Origin of the sequence: Actinopolyspora sabaoui (assembly GCF_051225635.1) — a bacterium.
Lineage (GTDB): Bacteria > Actinomycetota > Actinomycetes > Mycobacteriales > Pseudonocardiaceae > Actinopolyspora.
In genome coordinates this window covers 80,898-103,465 of the sequence record NZ_JBMIHH010000012.1, presented here as the reverse complement: position 1 = coordinate 103,465, position 22,568 = coordinate 80,898, and the positions used below count along the sequence as shown (strand labels likewise).

Here is a 22,568-nt window from a genome sequence, read left to right as displayed (position 1 = left end):
GTTAGCCTGCCACCATGAGCGTCACCGCGACCCTGCTGTCACCCCTGCTTACCAACGGATCCGCGCGCCCGCTGATCACGCACTACGACGAGGCGGCGGGAGGCAGGATCGAACTCTCCCGGGCCACGGTGGGCAACTGGGCAGCGAAAACGGCCAACTGGCTGACCGAGGAGCTCGACCTCGAACCGGGTATGTCGGTGGCCGTTCGGCTGCCCGCCCACTGGCAGACCGCTGGGATCCTGCTCGGTGCCTGGTGGTGCGGTGCCCGCGTGACCGACTCCCCGGCGGGAGCCGAGGCGGCGTTCGTTCCGGGAGACCGGGTTTCCGAGGGCAGCGGAGCACACACCGTCGTCGCGGTGGGGCTGGACGCGCTCGGGGGCTCCGTGGCGGGACTCGACGACAAGGTGCTGGACTACGCCTCCGAGGTGCGGATACGCGGTGACGAGTTCAGCCCGCTGCTGCCGGTTCCCGGGGACACCCCCGCGTTGTTCGACTCCACCGTGGACGAGGTGATCGATGCGGCGCGGCGGAGTGCCGCGAACTCGGGTATCGGCGAGCAGGACCGGGTGCTTTCCACACTGGAGTGGACGCTTCCGGAAGGTGCGGTGGACAGCCTGTTGGCGGTACTGGCCGCGCGGGCCTCGCTGGTGCAACTGACCGGACTGTCCGAAGGCGGGAACACCGAGCTGCTGGACAAGCGGCGCTCCGACGAGAAGATCACGGTGGAGCTGGGGGCCGAAGGCTGACGGGACAACAAAACCGGATCCGACACGTCTCGCAATTTACATTACTCGCAAGTAGCATCAGGGTGTGTCAGATGCGACGCGAACGCTGTTCGAGACCGACGGAACCGGATTCGTCCCGACCGAGGCCGCGGGAAACCCCTGGGGCGAACTGACCGGGGGCGGCCCGGTGGCGGGACTGCTGGCACGAGCCATCGAGCGCGCGGCAGCGGATCCCGAAATGTTCGTGGCCCGGATGACCTTCGACCTGATGCGGCCGGTTCCCCGCGAACACGTGGCGGTGTCGACCCGCACACTGCGGTCGGGCAAACGCCTCCAGGTGATCGAGGCGGAATTGACCAGGGGTGAGGAGACACTCACCCGGGCGACCGCCCAGCTGCTGCGGCGCAGCGAGCTGGACGGGCCGAACTCCACGTCGGTTCCGCCGTTCACCGGCCCGGACGGTATCGCCGACGGGTCGCTGATCCCTCCCGAACTCGGGCTGCGCTGGGGAGTGCACGACGTGGTCGACGTGCGGTGGCTCGACGACCAGAGCAGTCCGGACGCCAGCAGGGTGTGGATGCGGATGCCGGTGCCGCTGTTGCCGACCGAGCCGATGACCCCGCTAGTGCACACCGCCACCCTGGTGGACTGCATCAGCGCGGCCAGCCCGATCGGTGAGCTGTTCGGCCCCTGGATCAACACCGACATCACCTGCTACCTGCATCGCGAGCTGGCCGGCGAATGGCTCGGCATGGAGATCCGACGGGATGTCGAGACCAGCGGCATCGGGGTGGCGCGAGCGCGGCTGTATGACACCTACGGCCCGATCGGCACGGCCCAGGAAGCGGTGCTCGTCAACGAGCTCGGCTGAGCCGGCCCGTATCGAGCACCACTGAAGCTCAGAGCTTGGACCCGATGTAGGCGATCTCCAACACGCGCTCTTCGGGGACGAGCCGAAAGTGCACCCTTCCCGCGCCCGGCGTGAACCGGGCGTGCATGTCGAAAGTCCGTGTGACGCCGTCCGCATCCTGAAACCCACAGCGGGATTTCCGGCTGGAACTCTCCGGCGTCACGTGAGACTTCCAGGCGGGTTGGTGGGTGGCTTCCGGAAGCCATTCGGCGGTGGCGCGCTCCAACTCGAGCAACCGGTCGCGAACGGGACGAAGTCTGTGGCCTTCGAGCTGTTCCAGATCGTTCTTCGTGCGATCCAGAAACCTCAGGTTGGGGAAGAAGTCCCCCCTCGCATCCCAAAGCTGCCTTCCGGTGGTCATCCCGGACAGTCCGGACGAGATCAACCACTCGTCATGGTCATCGAGCTCGGCTGTGGTAACCGCGTGCCGGACATCGACGGTCCCCTTCTCCAGGTCCAGCGAACCATCGGCGTCCTCCACCGCCTGGGTCCGATCCACCACTACCCAGGGAGTTCGCCAGCCGGACTCCGTCCCCAGGCTCACAGCCAGACCATCCGTCAGGTGGGCACCACCGAGAGCTTCGGCGGAACGTCCCTGATGGGTGTACTCCACCTCACCCGAGGCCGATTCCGGCAGGACCGCGGAAACCGGGGACATGTTGCGGGCGCTCTGCAGCAGACGCCATCTCTCCCGGTTACCTCTCTTGTCGATCCACTGACGCACGTGATACCCGGCTCCCAACTCCATCTCCTTGAGCGGAGAAGGTGTCACGAGAGCGGTGTCCCTGCGCTTCTTACGCGCCCTCCTGACGAGTTCGACGAATTCGGCCATGCACTCGTCCATCGTCGATTCACTCGACTCGCTGGCGCAGGACAGCTCGTTCAAGAACAACAATACGCGCAAGATCCCCAGTACCTCTTCAGTCCAACAAAGCGTCCAGCGACTCGTCCCACTCGTCGAAGAAACCCTCGGGCCACTGCGAAAGCATCCCGTCCTCACTCACCACGGGGCTGACGAAGTCAACGTCGCCGCCGTCCCGGCGGAAATAGTGCAACCGGACCGATGAAGCGGGTATCTCACCACGCTTCACGGCGATGCGGACTCCGTTGAGCACATGGTCACTGTGCGTTTCCACGATCAGTTGACTTCCAGCGGCGGCAGCACGGCAGGCCAGGAAAGCGATCCTGGTCTGGCCACGTGGATGCAGGTGCGCCTCGGGGTTCTCCAGCAGCAGGAGCCCGTTGGAACCGGCGGTCAGACAAGCCACCACGATCGGAAGAGTGTAGGTGAGCCCGAATCCCACGTTCGTCGGCCGGTAACGATTGGACGAGGAGAATCCGGCTGTCCCGAAACGGTACCCCAGTCGTACCGAATCGGTGTCGGTGATTTCTTCGGCTTCCAGGTTGACACCGGGACAGAACTCCCGCATCCAGGCCTCGGTCTGCGCGAGCAGATTTGTCGAGGTCGCCTGCGGATGGCGCAATGATTCGTTCTCGACGGTGTCGTCCCGGTGATAGCGCAGGTAGTTGACCGTGTGCTCCCCCTGCGCACCCAGAAAGCCGCGCCGAATCGCCACGTCGTGCGACCTGGGGTATCTCACCGAGGGAAAAATCCGATCCGCCCTGAGATACTGGAAGCCCTTACCGAACAGGGACAGCGCGGACAGTTCGGCGTGGCCCACGTCGGCGGATTCGAGCTCCAGCAGGTCGCTTTCCCGCTCGTAGAAAGCGTGCCACCTGTACTCGGCACCACCCTCGCCGAGGCCGAGCACGATTCCCTCGCCACCGGGACCCGCCTGGACGTAGTTCTCGTGGCGCACGTCCCTACCCGTCCCCAAACCGACCAGGTCGCCGTTGAGTAGCAACCCGGTCTGGTCATCGTCCACGAGAGTTCCGGACACGTAGGACTGGCGCAGCAGAGCCAGCGCCTGCATCACAGTGCTCTTACCAGCCGAGTTCAGCCCGGTAAGCAGAGTCAGATCACCCAGCGGAACAACAGACTGTCGGAAAGCCTTGAAGTTGGTTAGTTCGACCCGGTCAACCATCGATCACCTCGACGAAAAGGTCCATGATTCCCCTGAAACGCGTACGAACCCTCTTCGGGTACCCCGTCGCCACCGAAACGGACTCGTTGAACTCCTTCTCGCTCAGCAGCTCACCGAGACCGGACACAACCCTCTTCCTGCGCTCGACGAGCGCACGACGCTCCGACTCGGAAAGCCTCGCCAGGCTCACCGAGATCGTCTCGAACAGGGCCTTGTTGATCGGATTTCTGCCGTGTTGACCAGGAAGAACCTTGCGGAACGCATGTTCTCCGAATATCTCCATGGCCGAATTCATGGATACCTCGAAGTCCTCTTTCAATCCCTCGATCCGCTCTTCGCTCCAGTGGTTGAGCTTTTTCATCGCATCCTGCAGGAAGACGTCGAGGTTGTTGGAGGTGTACTCACTCAGATCCGTGATACTGAAAGCGAGGAACCTGAGAACCATCTCGCGGTCGGACATCCTGGCATCGTTGACACTGCCCAGGGTGGCACGCTGAAAACTCTCGGATTCGGAAAGTTCAGCCAACAGGTCGCGCGCTCTTCCCGGGATCAAGGCATGTCTGAGCTCCTGCAGACTCAGTGGCATCCCACCAGTGTTGATCCGCCCGAATATGTTGAACTTAACCTCTTCCGGGGTCGTCTTTCCGATGAGATGAATCAATACTTCGGTCTCAACCAAGCGGGTCTGCAGCCGCCCCGGAAGGTCTTCGTAGGTGTATCCATTGTACTTCAGGTACTCCAGCCCCTGCAGCCTCAGCGGTTCCTTGCCGAGGCTTTCCGGCTGGATGAAACGAGCTATGGCGGCCATCCGCTGCACACCGTCCACCATCGCCCAGGTTTCGTCCTCGTTCTCGGCCGCGTAGAAACTCGGCAGCGGGATGCGTAGCAGTAACGATTCGACAAGCCTGCTCTGGTTCTCCGGTTTCCAGATGCCGGCCCGCCGCTGGAAATCGGGAGTCAGGTCAAGGACACCCCTTCTGAGCCTCGCCAGCAGGAGATCGATCGTCATGCTCCGCGTGCGCACGTCGATCCGCTCGGGGTCGAAGGGCTCCTGAATCCGGTCCTCAGTGCTCTCCAGTTCCAGGTCCAGTTCCTGGCTGTAACCCCCGGAGTCGAGTCGGAGTTCGTCATCGAGATCGCCCCACGCGGTCTGGTGACCGGAAACGGGTGAGTTCATCGCATCCACCATGCACCGTCGCAGTTCGTCAGCTCTGTTTCGAACGGATTCACGACAACCGATGTTCGCACGCACGCCGAACGAGCGGTGCCCATAACACCGGATCGGGGAACCGATTCGTACGGTCCGATTCGTTCAGTTTTCCCCATCGAGCCGCTCGCGCAGCGCGGCGTCCTTGTCCAGCACCTTGCTCTCCAATTCGTCCTGGAACCGGCTCATGCGGTCGCGCAGCCGCGCGCCGAGCTCTCCCGAGTCGGCGGCCAGCGTGCGCACGGCGAGCAGCCCCGCGTTGCGGGCACCACCGACGGACACGGTCGCCACCGGGATACCGGCGGGCATCTGCACGATGGACAGCAGCGAGTCCATACCGTCCAGGTACTTCAACGGCACGGGTACACCGATCACCGGCAGCACGGTGGCCGAGGCGACCATGCCGGGAAGGTGTGCCGCGCCGCCCGCACCGGCGATGACGACCCGGACCCCGCGCTCGGCCGCGCCGCCCGCGTAGTCCAGCATCCGCTGCGGAGTGCGGTGCGCCGAGTACACGCCCACCTCGTAGGGGACGTCGAACTCGCGCAACGCCTCGCCCGCTTCGCGCATCACCGGCCAGTCCGAATCGCTGCCCATCACCAGGCCCACCAGCGGTGTCCGCCCGTCGGACTCCACCAACGCTTCCTCCCCGAAGTCCTCGAAATCGTTTTCCCGCTGAGCCTAGATGCCCGGATGCGAGCTCGGTCGAGCGGTGGAAACCCGAGTCGGCGCTGCTACTGGTTTTCCTGCGGCGCCACCAGGGTCTGCTGCTCGGTGACGGTCGCCAGCGCGTCGACGCAGGCACGGATCGCCGGGCGCTCGGAGTCAGTGCGCCAGACGGCGAGCACCTGCCGCTGCAGCACCGGCCTGGTTCGCACCACCGCGACTCCGCTGGGCACCGAATCGCGGGCCAGTCTGGGCACCAGGGCCGCCGCGAGATTGGCGCCCACCAGTTCGAGCTGGGTGGGATATCCCGCGACGTTGCAGGTGATGCGCGGCTCGAACTCCTGAGCCCGCAGGGTCTGCACCAACCACTCGTGGCAGGCGGTCCCCGTGGCCCAGCTCACCCAGGGTGTGTCGGCCAGTTCGTGCAGCGAGACCGAGGTCCGGTGGGCGAGCCGGTGCTGCTCCGGCAGCGCGACGTCGGCGGTGTCGGTGCACAACCTGCGATAGCTGACCTCGGCGGGCAGCTGCGCGGGCAGCCGGTCCCAGCTCTCCAGCACCGCCAGGTCGAGATCGCGCCCCACCAGGGCGGGCAGGGTCTCCTCGGCCTCGCCCTCGCGCAGCGTCACCTCCAGCCGGGGGTGCCTGCGGTGCAGCGCACTCAGCGCGCCGGGAACCACCGCCCGCAGCACGGTGGAGATCGAGCCGATCCGCAGCGGGCCGAGGATCTCCTCGCTGAGGCCGTCGAGATCGGATTGCGCCTCCGACATCCTGGAGAGGATCTCCGAGGCGTGTTTGGAGAGCACGTGCCCCCCTGCCGTGAGACGTACGCCGCGACCGTGCTGCTCCAGCAGCTGGTGTCCTGCCTCACGTTCCAGCTTGGCGAGCTGCTGCGAAACGCCGGAGGGAGTCACGTGCAGCGCCGAGGCTGCCAGCGCCACGGAGCCGTGCGCTGCGACGGCGTGCAACGCACGAAGTCGTTCCACATTGAACACGGAAGCGATGCTACCGAATTCCGGCCAGAAACATTCGATTGTGCTGAATATTTTCAACCAGCATCGTTGGAGTCATGACCGCCCCCGAGACCGAACCGCCCGCTACCGGACGCACTACCGCTCCCGACGCGCGACTGGTACTGACGCTCGGCGCCACGATCCTGTCGGGCTCCGCACTGTTCATGCAGCTGTCCGGCACCTCCGCCGGTACGGCCGCGTTCTACCGCTGCCTGCTCGCTCTGCCGGTTTTGCTGCCGCTGGCGTTACTCGAACGGCGCAGGCTCGGCGGCCGAGGTTTCCGGTGGCAGGCACTGGATCTGCTGGCGGGATTCTTCCTGGGGCTGGACCTGGTGTTGTGGGGCGAGTCCATCGTCAACATCGGCACCGGCATCGCCACGGTGCTCAACAACGTGCAGGTGCTCGCGGCGCCGCTGCTCGCGCTGCTGATCACCCGCGAACGGCTCTCGACGGGCTTTTTGCTGGCCACACCGGTGATGCTCGCGGGGGTGGCACTGGTCGGCGGCGTCGCTGACAACCGGGCGTTCGGTGATGCGCCCGCCTACGGCGCGCTGGTGGGAGCCGCCTCGGGAGTGGCCTACGGCGGCTACCTCTTCATGCTGCGCCTGAGCGGTACCCACCACGCCAGGCATCGCTTCTCGCCTGCCTGTCTCGCATCCGCTTCCGCCGCCGTCACGGCGCTGCTGCTCGGCGGACCGTGGCAGGAAGTGGAACTGGCGGTAGGCTGGCCCGCCCTGGGCTGGCTGGCCGCGCTGGCACTCTCGTCACAGGTCACCGGCCTGCTGGTGGTGGGCTCGGCACTGCCCCGGGTGCCGAGCAGTGTCGGCAGCACTCTGTTGCTGCTGCAACCGGTACTGGCCGTGCTGTGGGGAGTGCTGCTGCTCGGCGAGTCGCCCACGTGGTGGCAACTGGTGGGGTGCGTGCTGGTGGTGGGAACGGTCTGGTTCGCGGGCCGTCGGGTGCGCTCCTGACCCACCAAACGGCCCGGGGACCGGCAGCAGCGCCTCGGCCTTCGCGGTCCGGGGCGCCGCTGCGGGGGACGCTGAGGTACGGAACAGCGTCCCGTGCGCGCCGGAAAACCCCGCCTCCGCAACTCGAGCACTCACGGAAGGTTCCACCGGATGGGTACTACGGCACGGCTGCACGGCGAACTTCGATCAGGAGGATCCGCCACCGTTACTGCTGCCCCAGTTGCACTTGTGCTGCGTCGGGTTGTCCCTCTTCCAGTCCGGGTTGGAGAAGCGGTCGGACTCCATGTTCCACTCCGGCTCCTTACGGCCGAAGGCGGCGTGGCAGTCGAACTGCTGGCGCAGGGTGTCCCAGTTCGGGAAGCTCACGCAGTTCCGCAGGTCGCCCCAGGCGGCCCCGACCGAGGGGTGGGGGACGCGCAGGGCGTGCGACGGAACCATGTTGACCTTGAACATGTCGCCCCTGTTGTCCACCGAGGCCTTGTTGATAAGCAGACTGCCACAGGAACGCCAACTCTGATCCGGTGGTAGTGGAGCGGCTTGTGCCTGACCGGCGGCCGGTCCGGCACCCAGCAGGGTGGTGGCCAACGTGGTGACGGCGACGAGCGCGAACCGCTTCGTCGCGCGGGCGGTCCTGATGGATCCGAACATCCTCGGCTCCTGTAGTTCTCAGCAGACGCGGTATTTCACCGATGTGGGTCGAGCGCGGGTACGACTCGCCGGAGTGGACCGGCCCCGGATCAGGGGCGCGATCATCGAGCTCGCGGGAGAAGCGACACGCAAAGTGACAACTCGTAACACTCGACAACCACGGGTGGTTCTAACAAGTCCGAATCACACGGAAAACCACGTTCGGCACATCGGACCGGTTCAGACGTGGATCTCATCGGATCCGGTTACCACGAAAAGAGCAGAGCAGCCGCCGGACCGGCGGACGGTTGCGGAATCAAGCAGTCCACACCACTGATCGCAGCCATGGCCGTGCGCGCCCTCGTCAATTTCCCGCGAAATCGCCGCGCCATCGACGCAGGGCGAACTCCCACCACCCTCGCAGGCAGAGCTCCGACCACCCTGGCCAGCGGCACCGCCGCGGGTTCTCCCGTGCGGCTCTCGCGAGGACGCCGGAGACGTTGTGTAGGTCGCTACCCGAGGTCGCCGGACCCGCAGCGAGAGCCGTGCCAGAGGTTCCGCCACGGAATCGACTACGAAAACCGGCCCACTACTGGCCAAGTTCAGTGGATGGAGTAACCATCGGGCCACTCGGCGTGCGCGAGCCAGTGCGCGGCCAGCCGTGCCCGCTCACTCACCTCGTCCATCCGCTCGCCGAGCATGTTGACGTGCCCGACCTTGCGTCCGGGCCGCTCGGTCTTGCCGTAAAGGTGCAGCTTGGCCCCCGGGAACCGCGCGAACAGGTGATGTACCCGTTCGTCCACGCTCATCCGCGGCTCGGTGGGAGCGGCCAGGATGTTGCCCATCGCCACGGCGGGCGCGGTCAGCTCGGTGGTGCCCAGCGGGTAGTCCAGCACGGCCCGCAGGTGCTGTTCGAACTGCGAGGTCCGCGAGCCGTCGATGCTGAAGTGTCCGGAGTTGTGCGGCCGCATCGCCAGCTCGTTGATCACCAGGCCGTCCGCGGTCTCGAACATCTCCACCGCGAGCACGCCGACCATTCCCAGCTCGTCGGCGATGCGCAGCGCGATGTCCTGCGCCCGCTGCGTCAACTCCTCGGAGGCGTCGGGGGCGGGCGCGAGCACCCGCACGCAGATGCCCCCGGACTGCACGGTCTCCACCACCGGCCAGGCACCGCCCTGCCCGAACGGCGAGCGGGCGACGAGCACCGCGAGTTCCCTGCGCAGCGCCACCCGCTGCTCCACCATCAGCGGCGCCCCGGCATCGAGCAGTTCGGCGGTGGTGCGGCGGGCGCCGTCCGGCGTGTCCAGCACCCACACGCCCTTGCCGTCGTACCCGCCGCGCGCGGTCTTGAGCACGCAGGGCCAACCGTGTGCGGCGCCGAACTCCAGCACGTCGGTGACGCTGCCGACCTCCGCGAACGGGGGCACCGGCAGTTCGAGCTCACGCAGCTTGCGCCGCATCACGAGCTTGTCCTGGGCATGCAGCAGCGCGTCCGGCCCGGGGTGTACCGCCACACCTTCGGCGGCGAGTGCACGCAGGTGTTCGTTGGGGACGTGTTCGTGGTCGAACGTGAGGGCGTCACAACCTTCGGCGAACGTGCGCAGCGCGGCGAGGTCGGTGTGCGAACCGATCTCGATGTTCGGCGCGACCAGCGCGGCCGACTCGTCCGGGGAGGCCGCCAACACCTTCAGCGACTGACCGAGGCCGATGGCGGCCTGGTGTGTCATGCGCGCGAGTTGACCGGCACCGACCATGCCGACGACGGGAGTTGCAGTGCGGTGGTCCACAGCCCGAATAGCCTACCCGTTCGGGGGATCGGGCCGAGCGTCGGTCTCCCCACCGCAACTCCCCGGCCGGAGTCACGACGAAACTCGCGCGCGTGGTCGCGCACCGCGAGCGACGGCTGAGCCCGATCTCACCCAGCGGGCGACCACGCGGGCTCCCGGTGAGGCCCGCCCCCGAGCAGCCACTCAACGGAGCGAGTCGAGCAGTTCGCAGGCCCGGGAGTACTCGGAAGGCAGCGGCGCCCGGCGAATTCGCACGGCACTGCCCGAATCGTCCAGAGCTCGCGCCAACTCCGGATCGGCCAGCACTCGCTCGTCGATCGCGGCTTCGGCGCGGGAACAGCGTTCCACCAACCGCGGCTCGTCACGCGTGAGCACCACGGGGGTGGACTCGTGCAGCAATGACACGGTTTCACCGGCGTCGAACACTTCCCGCAGCGCATCGGCGGCCAGCACCAGCGCCATCAGCCGTGCCCACCGGTCGTCACTCCCCGGCAGTCGGAGCGTGACGACGAGCAGCGCGTAGATGTCCCGTCCGGGAGACGTTGCCGCCTCGGCTCCCGCGCCCCGGGTCTCGCGGTACACCTCGTACAGCCGCATCCGTAGGTAGGACAGCGTGCTCAGCCCGGTCAGCGCATCGGTGACCTCCCGTGCCGCCGAGCGGCCCGAGACCACATCGGCCCATGCCAGCGCGGCACGGCGCAGCAACGAAGCCGGGACGTCGTCGCACTCCTCGCCGACCAGGGCGCTGCCGGTGTCCGCACGCGAGAGCACCGCGTGCAGCACTCCGAGGTCCCGCAGCGTCTCGTCCAGCCCGATTCCGGAGTCCGCCCGCTGCGCCGCCAGTTCGTCGACCGCTTCTCCCGGATCGTCCCCGCTTGTCACTGCCTCGCACACCCGATCCACCGCTGGGCAGGCCCAGTCGTCGGGGAACGGCCAGCCGGAGGCCAGCGTGGCGCCACGCCACCGGGACCGCAACGCGCGACGGCGTTCCGCCCGACCGACGACACTCTTAGCACGCCCGGGCGGGATCGCCCGTGCGTCGTGCTGCCCCGAACCGGAAGCGTCCGGTTGCGACGTTCGGGGGTCGTTCGTTTCCCCACCGCATCTCGGCTGTTCGGGTGATTGCTCCCTCGTGGGTTCCATTCTTCCTCCCCTTCCGGTGACTCCCCACCCTGGAGACGCCTCGGGGAGTACTCCGTGACGGTGGTTCGAATAGCGTTCACCCGGAGAGTTCGATCACGATCACCGCTGAGTACAGTACCGATCACACCGCGAACACACTGCGGCTCGTCGCGGGCACACCGCGGCTCGTCATACACGTACCGAGGGGAGCGCAGGGTTTGGCCACGGATCCGAACGAGTTCGAGCACGCGGGTGACAACGAGCTGATCGAAGCCGTTCGCGGAGGTTCCACCGCGGCGTACGGAGTGCTCTACGAGCGCCACAGCGCCGCGGCCCACAGCATGGCTCGTCAGGTGGCCCAGGACTCGTCGGAGGCGGACGACCTCGTTTCCGAGGCGTTCGCGAAAGTACTCACCGGACTTCGTTCCGGTCAGGGACCGAACACCGCCTTCCGGGCCTACCTCCTCACGGCTGTCCGCCGCACGGCCTACGACCGCACCCGCAAGGAGCGCAGGGTGCGTTATTCGGCCGACGTGGGCGCCGAGGACGGCGCGGACGTGAGCGTGCCGTTCACCGACACGGCGGTGGCGGGTCTGGAACGCTCGCTGGCCGCGCAGGCGTTCCACAGGCTGCCCGAACGCTGGCAGACGGTGTTGTGGCACCTGGAGATCGAGGGCGAGTCACCGTCCGAGGTTGCTCCGCTCCTGGGATTGACCTCCAACGGTGTCTCGGCGCTGGCCTACCGGGCACGCGAGGGGTTACGCCAGGCATACCTGCAGGTTCACCTCGGCCAGCTGGAATCCGACGAAGCGGAGTCGCAGCAGTGCCGGGCCACCGTCGAACGGCTGGGCCAGTGGACCAGGGGTGGGTTGTCCAAACGGGAGTCCGCGCAGGTGGACACGCACCTGGACTCCTGCACGAACTGTCGCTCGTTGGCCGGCGAGTTGGGCGACGTCAACGGTGGTCTGCGACTGGTGGTCGCGCCGTTCGTCCTCGGCACCAGCGCGGCGGGGTATCTGGCGGGCGGCTCGGGAACGGCCGCCGCGGCCGGATTCACCGCTGCCGGAGGTTCGGGAGGCGCCGGGGCTGCCGGGGCGGCGAGCTCGCTGCCCCGGCAGATCGTCGGTACGACCGCCTCGACCGCCGCGATGGTCGTCGCGGTGGTTCTCGGTCTGGCTTCGGGTGGTCAACAATCGGATCCGGCGGCCGCGGCGCCTCCCACCTCGGAACAACCCACGCCCACTCCCGAACCATCCGCACCCGAACCGCCCGTACCGGAACAACCGCCCCGGCAGCCACGGCAACCATCCGAGCCACGACCTTCGCCAAGCCCCTCCCCCGAACCGAGCCCACCTCCCGAGGAGTCTCCCCAACCGGCACCCGAGCCAGGAGAACCGAATCTCGTGGCGTCCGGGCCGGGACAGCCGGTGCGGCTGATCGCGGGTGGTGATCCCGCCGAGCTGCCCATCACGATCGGCAACAACGGCACGGCGAACTCCGAGTCGCTCACGGTGCGTCTCTCGCTGCCGAAGGGCATCGGTGCCCGCGTGCCCGGCGTCGCCGATGGCTCGGAAGCGGCCGGGCAACCGGGGAACGAGGCAACGAGTACCGAACCGGCATGGGGGACAGCGCCTCCGGCGAGCGCGCGCGACGCGGTGGTCCCGGCAAGCACCGAAGGCCCGGCGAGCACGGGGAACACGGCGAGCCTCTCGGGCAGCGCGCTCGCGGGCGAGCCCGCGCGGTCCGGCTCGGACGGAACCGGCCCCGGCTTCGGTTGCGCTTCGCAGGGGCGCTCCGTGACCTGCACCACCGAACGCGGGCTGCGCCCCGGCGAGGAGCTACGGCTGGACTTCCGGGTTCGCGCGGACAACACCGCGCGCAGCGGCGCGGTGGCGGTGAGCGTCACGAGCGCGGGCGGGCTCTCGCTCGCACCGGCAGAGGTGCGTGTCCGAGTGCAACCGCGCCCCGAACCGGGCATAACACTCACGACGAACAACTGGAGCGGGACGTTCCCCTGGAGTGGCTCCCGGGTGCGCGCACACGTCCGCAACACCGGAGAAACCACCGGAACGGCCCGGGTGATGTTCGAACTGCCGGAGGGCACTCGTGCGGCGAAGCTCCCCTCGGAATGCGAACGCGCGGGGTCGACGGTGCGCTGCTCGGAGCGCCTGCGCCCGGCCGAGACCGCCGACTTCACGGTGTGGCTGTGCGACTCCCGATGGCTGTCCGCACGCCCACTCTCCGAGGAGGGGCTGTTCGACGAGTCTCCCCCCGAATGGTTGCGTCCCACGCGGCTCACGGTCAGTGCCGAACTGGCGGAAGCCGGCGACAGCGAGCGGGTCACCCTGGAACCGTGGTGGTCCCGACTGCCGGAACACTGGAAACTCCCGGGGCACTGGGATCTGTCGGACGAGCCGACGAGCGCCGAGCAGCGGCCGAGTGACTCGGAGGGCAGCGGGTCGGACAGTGGTGGCCCGCGGGACTCCGAACACGGGCGGGAACCGGCGAACTCGAACTCCGGTCCCGGCGGAGCGCCCGACCCGAGCACGGAACCCGGTGCCGATCCGGAGGCCCCGAACGGGAACAGTGCGGGGCAGTCCGGCGGTTCCTCGTACGAGAATTCCCCCGCTCCCGAGCCCCCGGCATCCGACGCGAACACGCCGACACCGCCGACGACGGAGCACGAGAGGACGAGCGGCCCCCAACCGCCCGAAGCCACCGAGGAACCGGACTCGCAACCGCCGGGGTCCTCCGAGAGCATCGGGGGGCGGGAGCCGGAGGAGGCGGACAGCGAGGAATCGCCCGGATTCGACCTGGAGAACTTCCTCGACGGGTTACCCTACGTCGGAACAGCGGACTGACCCCACCGTGGCCGTGCTCCGGCCCGGCGCGGCGATTTCGCGAGAAATCGACGCCCGGAGGCGCTGCGGTTATCCGAAGGCACTGCGGTTATCCGAAGGCACTGCGGTTATCCGAAGGCACTGCGGTTATGAGGTGTGACACTCGACCGGAGAGGACTCGCGTGTACGGCAGGGTGACAGTGGAGTCGCTCCGTAGACTCGTCGGGTGTCGGTAGTCGACGAGGTGCTCACCCAACTCCCCCGCCCGGTACGTCAACTGGCGCTGCGCTATCGCGAGCTGTTGAAGTTCGCGATGGTGGGCGCGAGTACCTTTGTCATCGACACCGTGATCTTCTTCGCGCTCAAGTGGACAGTGCTGGCCCCGAAGCCGGTCACGGCCAAGATCGTGGCCGTGCTGGTGGCCACGATCGTGTCCTACGTCCTTAACCGGGAGTGGGCGTTCCGCACCCGCGGCGGCAAGGAACGCCACCACGAGGCCAGCCTGTACTTCCTGTTCAGCGGCATCGCGGTCGCGCTCTACGCGGCACCGCTGTGGGTCTCCCGGTACCTGCTGCACCTGCAGACGCCCTACACCACGCCGTTGGTCGAGGAGATCGCCGACTTCACCTCGAGCCAGATACTGGGCGTGCTGCTGGGGATGGCGTTCCGCTGGTGGGCCTTCCGCCGCTGGGTCTTTCCCACCCGGGAGACGGAGACCACCGAGCGCCCCACCGAAGACGTCACAGAGCTCCGCAACGTCGAGCCCTTCCCCATCGAGCGAGCCACTGCCGAACGAACCGCTGGCGGGGAACACCGCGACGGCTCGAACAGCACTTCCCACGGATCGGGCGAGGAGCACGACATCTCGCGTCCTGCCGCCGGGTGAAACCGCCCCGGAACCGGGTGAGGTCCCGCGGATCCCACCCGGGGATCCACGCACGCGGGGGGCGGTTTCGCGCGTGGATCGCCTGAACCCGATCACGGTGCCGGACGAGGGCTCACGGCACCGTGGTGGGCGACTCAGCGGAGCCGGAAGGTCGCCCGCTCCCGGTCCGCCCGGCTCCGAGGCCGCTCCACGACGAGCCTGCCCTCGCGGTGCGCGAGGTAGCTGTGCGGATCGTGCGAGAGCCGGAAGGACACACCGTCGCGGTCGGCGAGCCCCTCGTCCCGGATGAATCCGCTGGCCCGGCCGTACTCGTCACTGTCGGCGTAGGGCTCCACCACGGGCGAGCCGTCACTCACCCGGACGTGGTGGTCGGGGAGATCGACACACCGCAGTGCCACCCTGCCGGGGTCGAGGAAGCCGGGCACGATGCGGAACTGGCTCTGCTCGATGCGGTCGGTGACCCGCTCGACGACCAGCCGGTTGTCCTCCCGGTGCCTGACGAACGAGTCGGGGCTGTCCAGCGGCGAGAGCCGCACCACGGACTCGCCCCCTGCGATCGGTATCCCGAGTGCGGGGGTGCCGTCCGGGTACCAGTTCAACCGCTGCACCCTGGTGTGCCGGTTCGGGTCGTACAGCGGGTCGCCCTCGATCCCTTGGTAGGACCGTGCGTGGTAGACGAGCACGTCGGTCTCGCCGTCCTCGGCCACCGTGAAGGAGTTGTGCCCGGGTCCGTACCTGCTGTGGGCCTCGTTCGTCTCCAGCAACGGCTGGGGCGACTTGGTCCACGAGGCCGGATCGAGCAGGTTGGCACGGGCGTCGGCGGTCAACAGCCCCACGCAGTAGTTGGCGTCGGTGGCGCTGGCCGAGAAGGTCATGAAGACCCGCCCGTTGCGGACCAGCACGTACGCGCCCTCGTTGACCTTGAAACCGCGGGTTTCCCAGTCGGCGGTGGGCACCGCGATCCGGACCGGATCGCCCTTGATCGCCACCGGGGAGGCCATCTCGGCGATGTAGAGGTTGCTGTTGGTGTCGATGCCGGGTTCGGCCTGCGCCCACGCGTAGTACCGGGTGCCCGCGTGCTCGAAGGTGGTCGCGTCGAGCGCGAAGGTGTCCCAGGCCGTGGTGATCTGCCCGCGCAGCTCCCACGCGTCCTCGCGGGGGTCCTCGGCTCGGGATTCGAGCACGTACATCCGGATGCGGAACACGTCGTCGGAGTCACCGGCGGCGAAGTAGATGTACCAGCGGCCGTCGATGCGGTGCAGCTCCGGCGCCCAGATGTGGCCGCCCATCCGCCCGGACTTCGGGCGGCGCCAGACGGTGCGCTCCCCGGTGTGGGCCAGCCCCTCGATGGTTGGAGCGCCGCGCACCACGATGCGGTCGTACTCCGGCACCGAGCCGGTCATGTAGTACATCCCCCGGTGGGGGTAGGTGATGAGCGGATCGGCGCGCTGCTCGATCAACGGGTCACGGGTGGTCAGCACGCCGGAGTCCCGAGCGGGGTCGTGACCGTGTCCCCGGCCGGACCGCTGTGTCGCCGCGCTCGCCGAGGTGCCGAGCAGCGGCACGGCCGCCGCTCCGGCCGCTGCCGCTCCACCGCCGCGCAACAGCGAACGGCGATTCAAATTGTTCGTCATGTCGTGTTCCTCTCTGCCTGAAGCAGAATCGAAGTCCTCTGTGGTGTCGTCGGCGGACGTGGTGCTTCGGCTCGGCGGTGCCGAACTCCCACCACTCCCGCAGTCGGCACCGCCGCGGGTTCTCCCGTGCGGCTCTCGCGAGGAAGGCCCGACGTTGTGTAGTAACTACCCGATGTCGGGCCTCCCCGGAACGAGAGCCGTGCGGGAGGTTCCGCCACCCGAGCCCACGGACGAGCCGAGCGGAAAACCCGTCAGTTGCCTTGGGTCTTGATCCGCATCACGGTGATCGAGTTGGCCGGGAATGTGTGGCTGAAGTTCTCGTCCACGCCCCGGATCACCGACTTCTCGGGTTTGATCGGTCGTGACTCGGCGGTGTTGACCGCCTGGGGGTCGCCCCGCAGCGTGGTCAGCCGCGCCGTGTTCGCCAGCCGCGAGGCACCGCTGATGTCCAGCTGGGTGCGTGCCCGGCTGTTCTGGGCGTTGACGACCTTGACGATCAGCTCGCCGGTCTTCTCGTCCCTGGTGACCACCTGGCGGAACGGTTCGGCGTTCTGTTCGTCGGTGAAGCTGCCCCACTTCTCGCCGTCGAGGAACAGCGTCACCTGCCTGCCCCGGACCTCGACCCTGATGTCGTATTCCCGGCCGGTCTCGATGGTGGTGTCCTTGGACAGCACGGTTTGCGAGCTGCCCGCGGTGGTCTGCTGCACCGCCGAGCGGGTGTTGTTCCAGCCGCCCAGGTTCCACCAGTAGTAGTTGCCGGTTCCCTTGACGCCGAAGGCGACGAGGAACCCTTCGCTGCCCGCGCGCTTGGTGGCGGTCAGGTTCAGGTCGTAGTCACTCCAGCTCTTGTCGCCCGCCGTGACCATGGTGTTCTGGACGGAGGCGTCCGACTGCACGTAGGCACCGTTCTGGATCGACCAGTCGCCGGTGCCGGTGAGCCCGCTCCACTTCGAGGCGTCGCCGGAGAAATCGTCGGCCAGCAGTGTCTCGCCGTCGGCCGAGGTCACCCGCACGTTGTCGTAGGCCGCGCTGGTGTTCCAGGTGGACAGTCCCACCGCACCACTGATCGGTTTCTCCTCGACCGGGGTCGAGGACGCCTCGCTGGGCACCACCTCGTCACCGACGTTGTTGCCGAACAGCTTCTGCGCCTCGTAGCTCGCCGATCCCCACGACCTGTGGTTGTCGAACCAGATCATGTCCGGTGCCCACTGCGGATCGTCCTCGTGGGCCAGCAGCGGTGCGTAGGAGCTCATCCGCACCACGTCGGCGTTGCGTTCCAGCCCGGTCATGAAGGCCGACTCGACCAGCGCGTTGTAGAACGTGTTGCCCTCGGAGGCGTACTCGGTCAGTGAGACCTCGGGCCCGGAGCGGTCGTAGGAGTCGTAGCGCCGGTTGTTCTCCAGGAACCACTGCGGGTTGTTGTAGTAGTGCTCGTCGACCATCGCCACGTTCTGCTCGCGGGCGAGTTCCCAGGCGCGGTCAAAGGTGGCTCCGCTGTCGTCGGGCCCCGAGTTGGCGACCACGGTGATCTCGGGGTAGCGCTGCTCGATGGCGTCGCGGAACTTCTCGAAGTGCTCGTAGAAGTCCTCGGGCAGGTTCTCCTCGTTGCCGACGGCCAGGTGGGTGAGGCCGAAGGGCTCGGGGTGGCCCATGGCGGCGCGCTTGCCGCCCCACTCGGTGTCGACCGACCCGTTGGCGAACTGGATCAGATCGAGGGTGTCCTGGATGTGGCGCCGCAGCAGCTGCGGATCGTGGGTGGCCTTGTCCTCACCGCAGCCGGTGACCAGGGCGGGCACCACCGGCAGCGGCATCGCGCCGATGTTCTCGGCGAACCGGAAGTACTCGTAGAACCCGAGGCCGTAGGACTGGTTGTAGCCCCAGAAGTTGGCGTTGGTGGGACGTTGTTCGACCGGCCCGACGGTGTCCTTCCACTGGTAGGAGCGGCGACGTTCCCAGTCCGGGGCCTGGTAGGACTCGTGGCTGCCGGTGTTGACCAGGCATCCGCCGGGGAACCGCAGGAAGCCGGGGTTGAGCGCTTCGATCTTGCGGGCCAGGTCCTCGCGCAGCCCGTTGGGTTCGTTCTTGAAGGTGTCACGCGGGAAGAGCGAGACCATGTCGAGCCGAACGGTTCCCGAGCCGTGCGCGAGCACGCGCAGCCCACCGGTGTTGGTGGCGCTGTGCGCCACGAAGGTCCCGGTGTACTCGGTCCACTGGTCGCCCCTCGCCCGAAGCCGCATGGTGCGGCCGACCGGTGAGCCGGAGCCGTCGGTGGCGGTCACGGTCAGCGGGGTGCCGCCGGGTTGGTCGCTGCGGGCCCAGATCGAGAAGTCGTACTTCTCGCCGCGCTCCAGCGACATTCCGGAGTGGTATCCGGCGTTGGTTACCCCGTAAGCGGCGCGACCTCGGGCGTTCGGCCGCAGCTTCAGGTAGCTGCGGTTGTTCTTGTTGAGTCGTTGGGCGTCGTCGACCACCTCGGCGGAGCCTTCGGCGCCGCCGACCGAGGTGGTGCTCCAGCCGGTCATGGGGGTGTAGGAGGGGTTGTCCACGGTGTCGTACTCGAAGGAGCGGTTGCGCACCAGCTCCGCGTAGATGCCGCCGTCGGCGGCATCGTTGATGTCCTCGAAGAAGACTCCGTGCATGGTGTCGGGGATCGACTTGGTCTCTCCCGCCGCATCCACCTGCAGCGAGTAGTCGATCGGTGAGCTTTCGGCGGTGTCCGCGAGAGCCGATGGCAGCAGCGCGCCGCCCAGCAGTACGGCTGTGGCCAGGCCGACCGCCGAGTGTAATCGGGACATGCGGGCTCCAAGTCCGTTTTCGGATGACCGAGATCCTCGTTGTCTGATATACCGAACTAAGTCCGATATTCCGAAAAAGTAACCGCCATCACAAGGAAGGTCAACAGCATGTGACGGCGTGATCACACCAGGACCGCCACCGAGCCGGAGTTCTCGGCGCGCGGCGACACCGGGGATGAGGAGCCTGTGGTCGAAGACCGGCGAGCCGTCTCCGAAGCGAACTTTCACCCGGCGGGCAGCGCTTCCCTGTGGACAGCGTTCCCAACTGGACAGTGCTCCCCGCCGACACGCGTTCCCGGGGCGGGTATTTTCCAGGCCGGATCGCTTCCCGGCAGTGCAGCGCTAATCGCTGCCGTAGCTCCCGAACTCGGTGGACACGTGGTCGTCGGGTGCGCCGGCAGCGGGCGTGTCGGTCTCGTCGGCAGTGAGTCCGCCGTCCGACATCGCGACGACACGATCGCACCGCTCCGCTACACGGGGATCGTGCGTGGCCACCAGGATCGAGGCACCCCGCTGCCGCATCGACAGCAGCAGCGTCACGATCTCCCGCGCCGTGGCGAGGTCGAGTGCGGCGGTGGGTTCGTCGGCGATCACCAGGTGGGGCTCGTTGACCAGTGCCCGCGCGATCGCGACCCGCTGCCGCTCACCGCCGGAGAGTTCGGCGGCCCTGCGGCGCAGCGCCCAACCGAGGCCGACGCTCTCCACCGCCGCGCGGGCGCGTTCGAGCCGCTGCCGCCTGCCGACGCGCGGCCGGGCGTACTCCAGCGGGATCGTGACGTTGGCGGCTACGGTGTCGGACTCGACGATGGCGAACTCCTGATGGAGATAGCCGAAGAACTCGTTGCGCAGCCGTGCGCGCTCTCCTTCCCGGGTGGGTGCGGGCTCACCGCGCACGAGGAGTTCACCGCTGGTCACCGGCAGGGTCAGCCCGAGCAGGTTCAGCAGCGTGGACTTGCCGCAGCCGGAAGGCCCCATCAGGGCCACCGCCTCGCCCGCCTCGACCGAGAGCGACACCCCGTGCAGCGCCTCGACACGCAACCGCCCCTGCCCGTAGGACTTGGACAGTCCGGATGCCTCCAGCAGTGCCATGATCGGCTCACCGGCCCTTCAGCTCGTGTCCGCGCTGCTGTTTCACCGTCCAGGCCCACAGCCCCAGGAAGAGCGCCACCACCAGCGCCGCCATCCATCCCGCCGCCGATCCGAGCTGGCCGCCGAGCAGCAGGAGCCCGACCAGCGGCGGCAGCGGCGGGAGGAGGACCACGACGCCGACGAACCCGGCGAGCCGTGCGGCGATGTGTCCACTGTTCCCGCCGTGGGTGCGCCGGATCGCGAAGACCGCCCGTTCCCGATGCAACGTCCGCCGCGCGGTGGCGGCGAACGCGAGCAGCACGAGCGCGAGGAAAGCCGCCGTTCCCGCGACGTACATCGTCGAGGCGACCATGATCCCGGAGAGTCGTTTCGGCTGGTCGACCGCGACGCGGTGCGGGACCAGGTAGAGCTCGCCCACCGCGTTGCCCGCGAGGTAGCTGTCGAGTTCGGACTCGCTCACGTCCAGCAGCACCGCCCGCGACATCGCCTCCTCACGCTCCATCCGGTTGAGCCGGGGCAGGCTCCCCCGCGGCAGGTTCAGCACCACCCGCTCGTCCAGCGGCACCGCCCCGAGATGGGTCTCGAAGTGGGTGGCGGAGTGGGGCAGCCGTTCGAAGTCGGTGAAGGTGTGGCCCGCGATCTCGACCGGCTCGACCGGTGGGCTCACCTCGGCACCGCGCATGGCGCAGGGCGCCGGTTGGCAGAGATCGAGGTCGGGCACCGTCCGCTCCAGTTCCGAACCGATGAACAGCACCGTCGGGGTTCCGCCCGCGAACTGGGGATCATTGACGCGCGCGTTCTTGACGACGGCGGTGTAGGCACGCTCCTGGCGGATCAGCTCGACGAGGTCGGCGACCGCACGATCGGGCACCGAGGTGACACCGGGGGATCCGTAGTAGGGCTTGAAGACCACCGCGCCGCGCTCGCGCAGCTCGTGGCCGCCGCGCAGCGCCTTGAACTGGACGAGCACGTCGGCGAGCAGCACGACCAGCACCACGCAGGCCAGCGCGATCATGGCGGCCAGCGAGAGCATGGTGGGCCAACGCCGCAGCGCCATCCGGATACCACCCCGAAGTTCACCCGGCACGGCCCACCTCGCTTCGCACTCGGGTTCCGAGCACGGTGGCCAGCAGCCACGCGGGTGCCGCAAGTAGCAGCCCGCCCGTCGCGGCGACGGCCATGACCAGCCAGTCGGCCCGATCAGGCGGCCGGAGACCGACCAGTGACACCAGTACTCCCGTGATCGCCACCCCCAGCGCGAGCCCCAGCAGTTGAAACGGCAGGCCGCGCGGCCACACCTGCCGCACCAGCCGGGCGCGGGTGGCGCCGTGACGGACCCGGATCACGAACTCACCGGCCCGGTCGCGCAACCCCAACGTCCAGAACAACACCGCGGCCGACAGCCCGGCCCCCAGCAGCGCGCCGGTCGTCCCGACCAACGGGTCGTCGCGGAGGTGTTCCCACAGCGGCACACGCTCGGTCGAGAAGTCCGCGAGACCGGCGCGATGAGCGATGTCCCGGAGTTCGGCCAGCTCGCCGGGATCGTCGGTGTTGACGAGGTACTGGCCGGACGGCAGCGGGTACTCGCCGAGCGGCCGCACGTACTGCAGATCACCGGCACCCTCGGGCGGGGAGATCGTGCCGACGATCTCGATCTCATCGGGCACCAGCGTCGGGGAGCTGCCCCGCCGCCACTGACGTTGCGAGTAGCTGCCCTGGAAGGCGTAGCCCCGCCGCGCCCGACCCGGCTCGTGCTTACCCGTGGGATTCGGCGGGGCGTACCAGGGCAGCGCACCCGCGGGATCGGCCACCACCAACCGGGGCGGGCCGTCGACGGCGGGAACGACGACCAGCACCAGCGAGCGCTCGGCGAGGAACTCGCGCAGCTCGACCGTCGCCTCGGGCCGGGCCACCGGTTCGACCTCCTGCGGCCCGCGGCCGAGCGACAGCGTGGTCACCGTGCCCGGCAACTCGTAAGTGGTCTCCCTGTAATCCTCGAACGACCAGTACGTCGCCCACGTCGCGAACGCGCTCAGCACCCCCAGCAGCAGGCCGCTGACAACCAGCTTCACCCGCATGCACGGTTCCGCTTCGCCATCGGGCCACCTCCGCGAGAAAGATCATCGCGACGGTAACAACCGTGGCTCGCGGACAAGGCCGAAAACGGCGAGCCGATGGCGGTGATTACATCCCGCCGCCCCGGATCGATCGGTGAGTCGGAGGGTGTTCCGGGCGGGTCGGGCTACCGGATCAA

18 protein-coding genes are annotated in these 22,568 nt (G+C 68.0%); 5 read left to right on the top strand and 13 right to left on the bottom strand.

The features are described 5' to 3' along the window. Positions 1-14 precede the first annotated feature (14 nt). Together ACOQFL_RS20450 and ACOQFL_RS20445 are read left to right on the top strand one after the other, a co-directional pair. On the top strand, positions 15-746 hold the full coding sequence (locus ACOQFL_RS20450) for a TIGR03089 family protein (RefSeq protein WP_435545808.1): 732 nt from the start codon (positions 15-17) through the stop codon (positions 744-746). A 64-nt stretch (positions 747-810) separates the two neighbouring features. Continuing rightward, complete coding sequence (locus ACOQFL_RS20445) at positions 811-1,596, top strand: thioesterase family protein (protein ID WP_435545807.1); 786 nt, start codon at positions 811-813, stop codon at positions 1,594-1,596. A gap of 28 nt (positions 1,597-1,624) precedes the next feature. On the opposite strand, the gene ACOQFL_RS20440 is transcribed toward ACOQFL_RS20445, so the two are convergent. From ACOQFL_RS20440 to ACOQFL_RS20420, 5 genes are all read right to left on the bottom strand, one after another. Next, positions 1,625-2,530 carry a hypothetical protein gene (locus ACOQFL_RS20440; RefSeq protein WP_435545806.1) on the bottom strand — a complete coding sequence of 302 codons (906 nt, stop codon included), beginning with the start codon at positions 2,528-2,530 and terminating at the stop codon, positions 1,625-1,627. A gap of 25 nt (positions 2,531-2,555) precedes the next feature. Next, on the bottom strand, positions 2,556-3,680 hold the full coding sequence (locus tag ACOQFL_RS20435) for an AAA family ATPase (protein ID WP_435545805.1): 1,125 nt from the start codon (positions 3,678-3,680) through the stop codon (positions 2,556-2,558). Continuing rightward, complete coding sequence (locus ACOQFL_RS20430) at positions 3,673-4,857, bottom strand: DUF262 domain-containing protein (RefSeq protein WP_435545804.1); 1,185 nt, start codon at positions 4,855-4,857, stop codon at positions 3,673-3,675. The genes ACOQFL_RS20435 and ACOQFL_RS20430 overlap by 8 nt, the downstream gene beginning before the upstream one ends. Positions 4,858-4,992: 135 nt before the next feature. After that, on the bottom strand, positions 4,993-5,484 hold the full coding sequence (gene purE / locus ACOQFL_RS20425) for a 5-(carboxyamino)imidazole ribonucleotide mutase (RefSeq protein WP_435545866.1): 492 nt from the start codon (positions 5,482-5,484) through the stop codon (positions 4,993-4,995). Positions 5,485-5,621: 137 nt separating this feature from the next. Further along, positions 5,622-6,545 carry a LysR family transcriptional regulator gene (locus ACOQFL_RS20420; protein WP_435545803.1) on the bottom strand — a complete coding sequence of 308 codons (924 nt, stop codon included), beginning with the start codon at positions 6,543-6,545 and terminating at the stop codon, positions 5,622-5,624. Between the two features lie 74 nt (positions 6,546-6,619). On the opposite strand from ACOQFL_RS20420, the gene ACOQFL_RS20415 reads away from it, so the two are divergent. Then, on the top strand, positions 6,620-7,534 hold the full coding sequence (locus ACOQFL_RS20415) for a DMT family transporter (RefSeq protein WP_435545802.1): 915 nt from the start codon (positions 6,620-6,622) through the stop codon (positions 7,532-7,534). Between the two features lie 186 nt (positions 7,535-7,720). Here ACOQFL_RS20415 and ACOQFL_RS20410 read toward each other — a convergent pair whose 3' ends face one another. The 3 genes from ACOQFL_RS20410 to ACOQFL_RS20400 all read right to left on the bottom strand — a co-directional run bounded on the left by ACOQFL_RS20410 (position 7,721) and on the right by ACOQFL_RS20400 (position 10,923). Beyond that, positions 7,721-8,182 (bottom strand): DUF2599 domain-containing protein, encoded by a 462-nt coding sequence (locus tag ACOQFL_RS20410; RefSeq protein ID WP_435545801.1) that lies wholly within the window; start codon positions 8,180-8,182, stop codon positions 7,721-7,723. Positions 8,183-8,763: 581 nt separating this feature from the next. Continuing rightward, positions 8,764-9,948 (bottom strand): 5-(carboxyamino)imidazole ribonucleotide synthase, encoded by a 1,185-nt coding sequence (locus ACOQFL_RS20405; protein ID WP_435545800.1) that lies wholly within the window; start codon positions 9,946-9,948, stop codon positions 8,764-8,766. Between the two features lie 183 nt (positions 9,949-10,131). Beyond that, a complete protein-coding gene (locus tag ACOQFL_RS20400; protein WP_435545799.1) occupies positions 10,132-10,923 on the bottom strand; it encodes a hypothetical protein in 792 nt (263 codons plus the stop codon). A 365-nt stretch (positions 10,924-11,288) separates the two neighbouring features. On the opposite strand from ACOQFL_RS20400, the gene ACOQFL_RS20395 reads away from it, so the two are divergent. Continuing rightward, complete coding sequence (locus ACOQFL_RS20395) at positions 11,289-13,931, top strand: sigma-70 family RNA polymerase sigma factor (protein WP_435545798.1); 2,643 nt, start codon at positions 11,289-11,291, stop codon at positions 13,929-13,931. Between the two features lie 205 nt (positions 13,932-14,136). Further along, positions 14,137-14,796, top strand: coding sequence for a GtrA family protein (locus ACOQFL_RS20390; protein WP_435545797.1), 660 nt, complete (start codon positions 14,137-14,139; stop codon positions 14,794-14,796). A 134-nt stretch (positions 14,797-14,930) separates the two neighbouring features. On the opposite strand, the gene ACOQFL_RS20385 is transcribed toward ACOQFL_RS20390, so the two are convergent. The 5 genes from ACOQFL_RS20385 to ACOQFL_RS20365 all read right to left on the bottom strand — a co-directional run bounded on the left by ACOQFL_RS20385 (position 14,931) and on the right by ACOQFL_RS20365 (position 22,392). Further along, positions 14,931-16,430 (bottom strand): family 43 glycosylhydrolase, encoded by a 1,500-nt coding sequence (locus ACOQFL_RS20385; protein WP_435545796.1) that lies wholly within the window; start codon positions 16,428-16,430, stop codon positions 14,931-14,933. 251 nt (positions 16,431-16,681) lie between these two features. Next, positions 16,682-19,225: an alpha-L-arabinofuranosidase family protein gene (locus ACOQFL_RS20380; protein WP_435545795.1), complete on the bottom strand. Its 2,544-nt coding sequence runs from the start codon at positions 19,223-19,225 to the stop codon at positions 16,682-16,684. Between the two features lie 342 nt (positions 19,226-19,567). Continuing rightward, the gene (locus ACOQFL_RS20375) at positions 19,568-20,314 is read right to left on the bottom strand and encodes an ABC transporter ATP-binding protein (RefSeq protein ID WP_435545794.1); all 747 of its coding nucleotides are present in this window, start codon (positions 20,312-20,314) and stop codon (positions 19,568-19,570) included. Between the two features lie 7 nt (positions 20,315-20,321). After that, positions 20,322-21,401, bottom strand: coding sequence for a hypothetical protein (locus ACOQFL_RS20370; protein WP_435545793.1), 1,080 nt, complete (start codon positions 21,399-21,401; stop codon positions 20,322-20,324). After that, on the bottom strand, positions 21,391-22,392 hold the full coding sequence (locus ACOQFL_RS20365; protein ID WP_435545792.1) for a hypothetical protein: 1,002 nt from the start codon (positions 22,390-22,392) through the stop codon (positions 21,391-21,393). Before ACOQFL_RS20365 ends, ACOQFL_RS20370 begins: the two co-directional genes overlap by 11 nt. Positions 22,393-22,568: the final 176 nt, after the last annotated feature.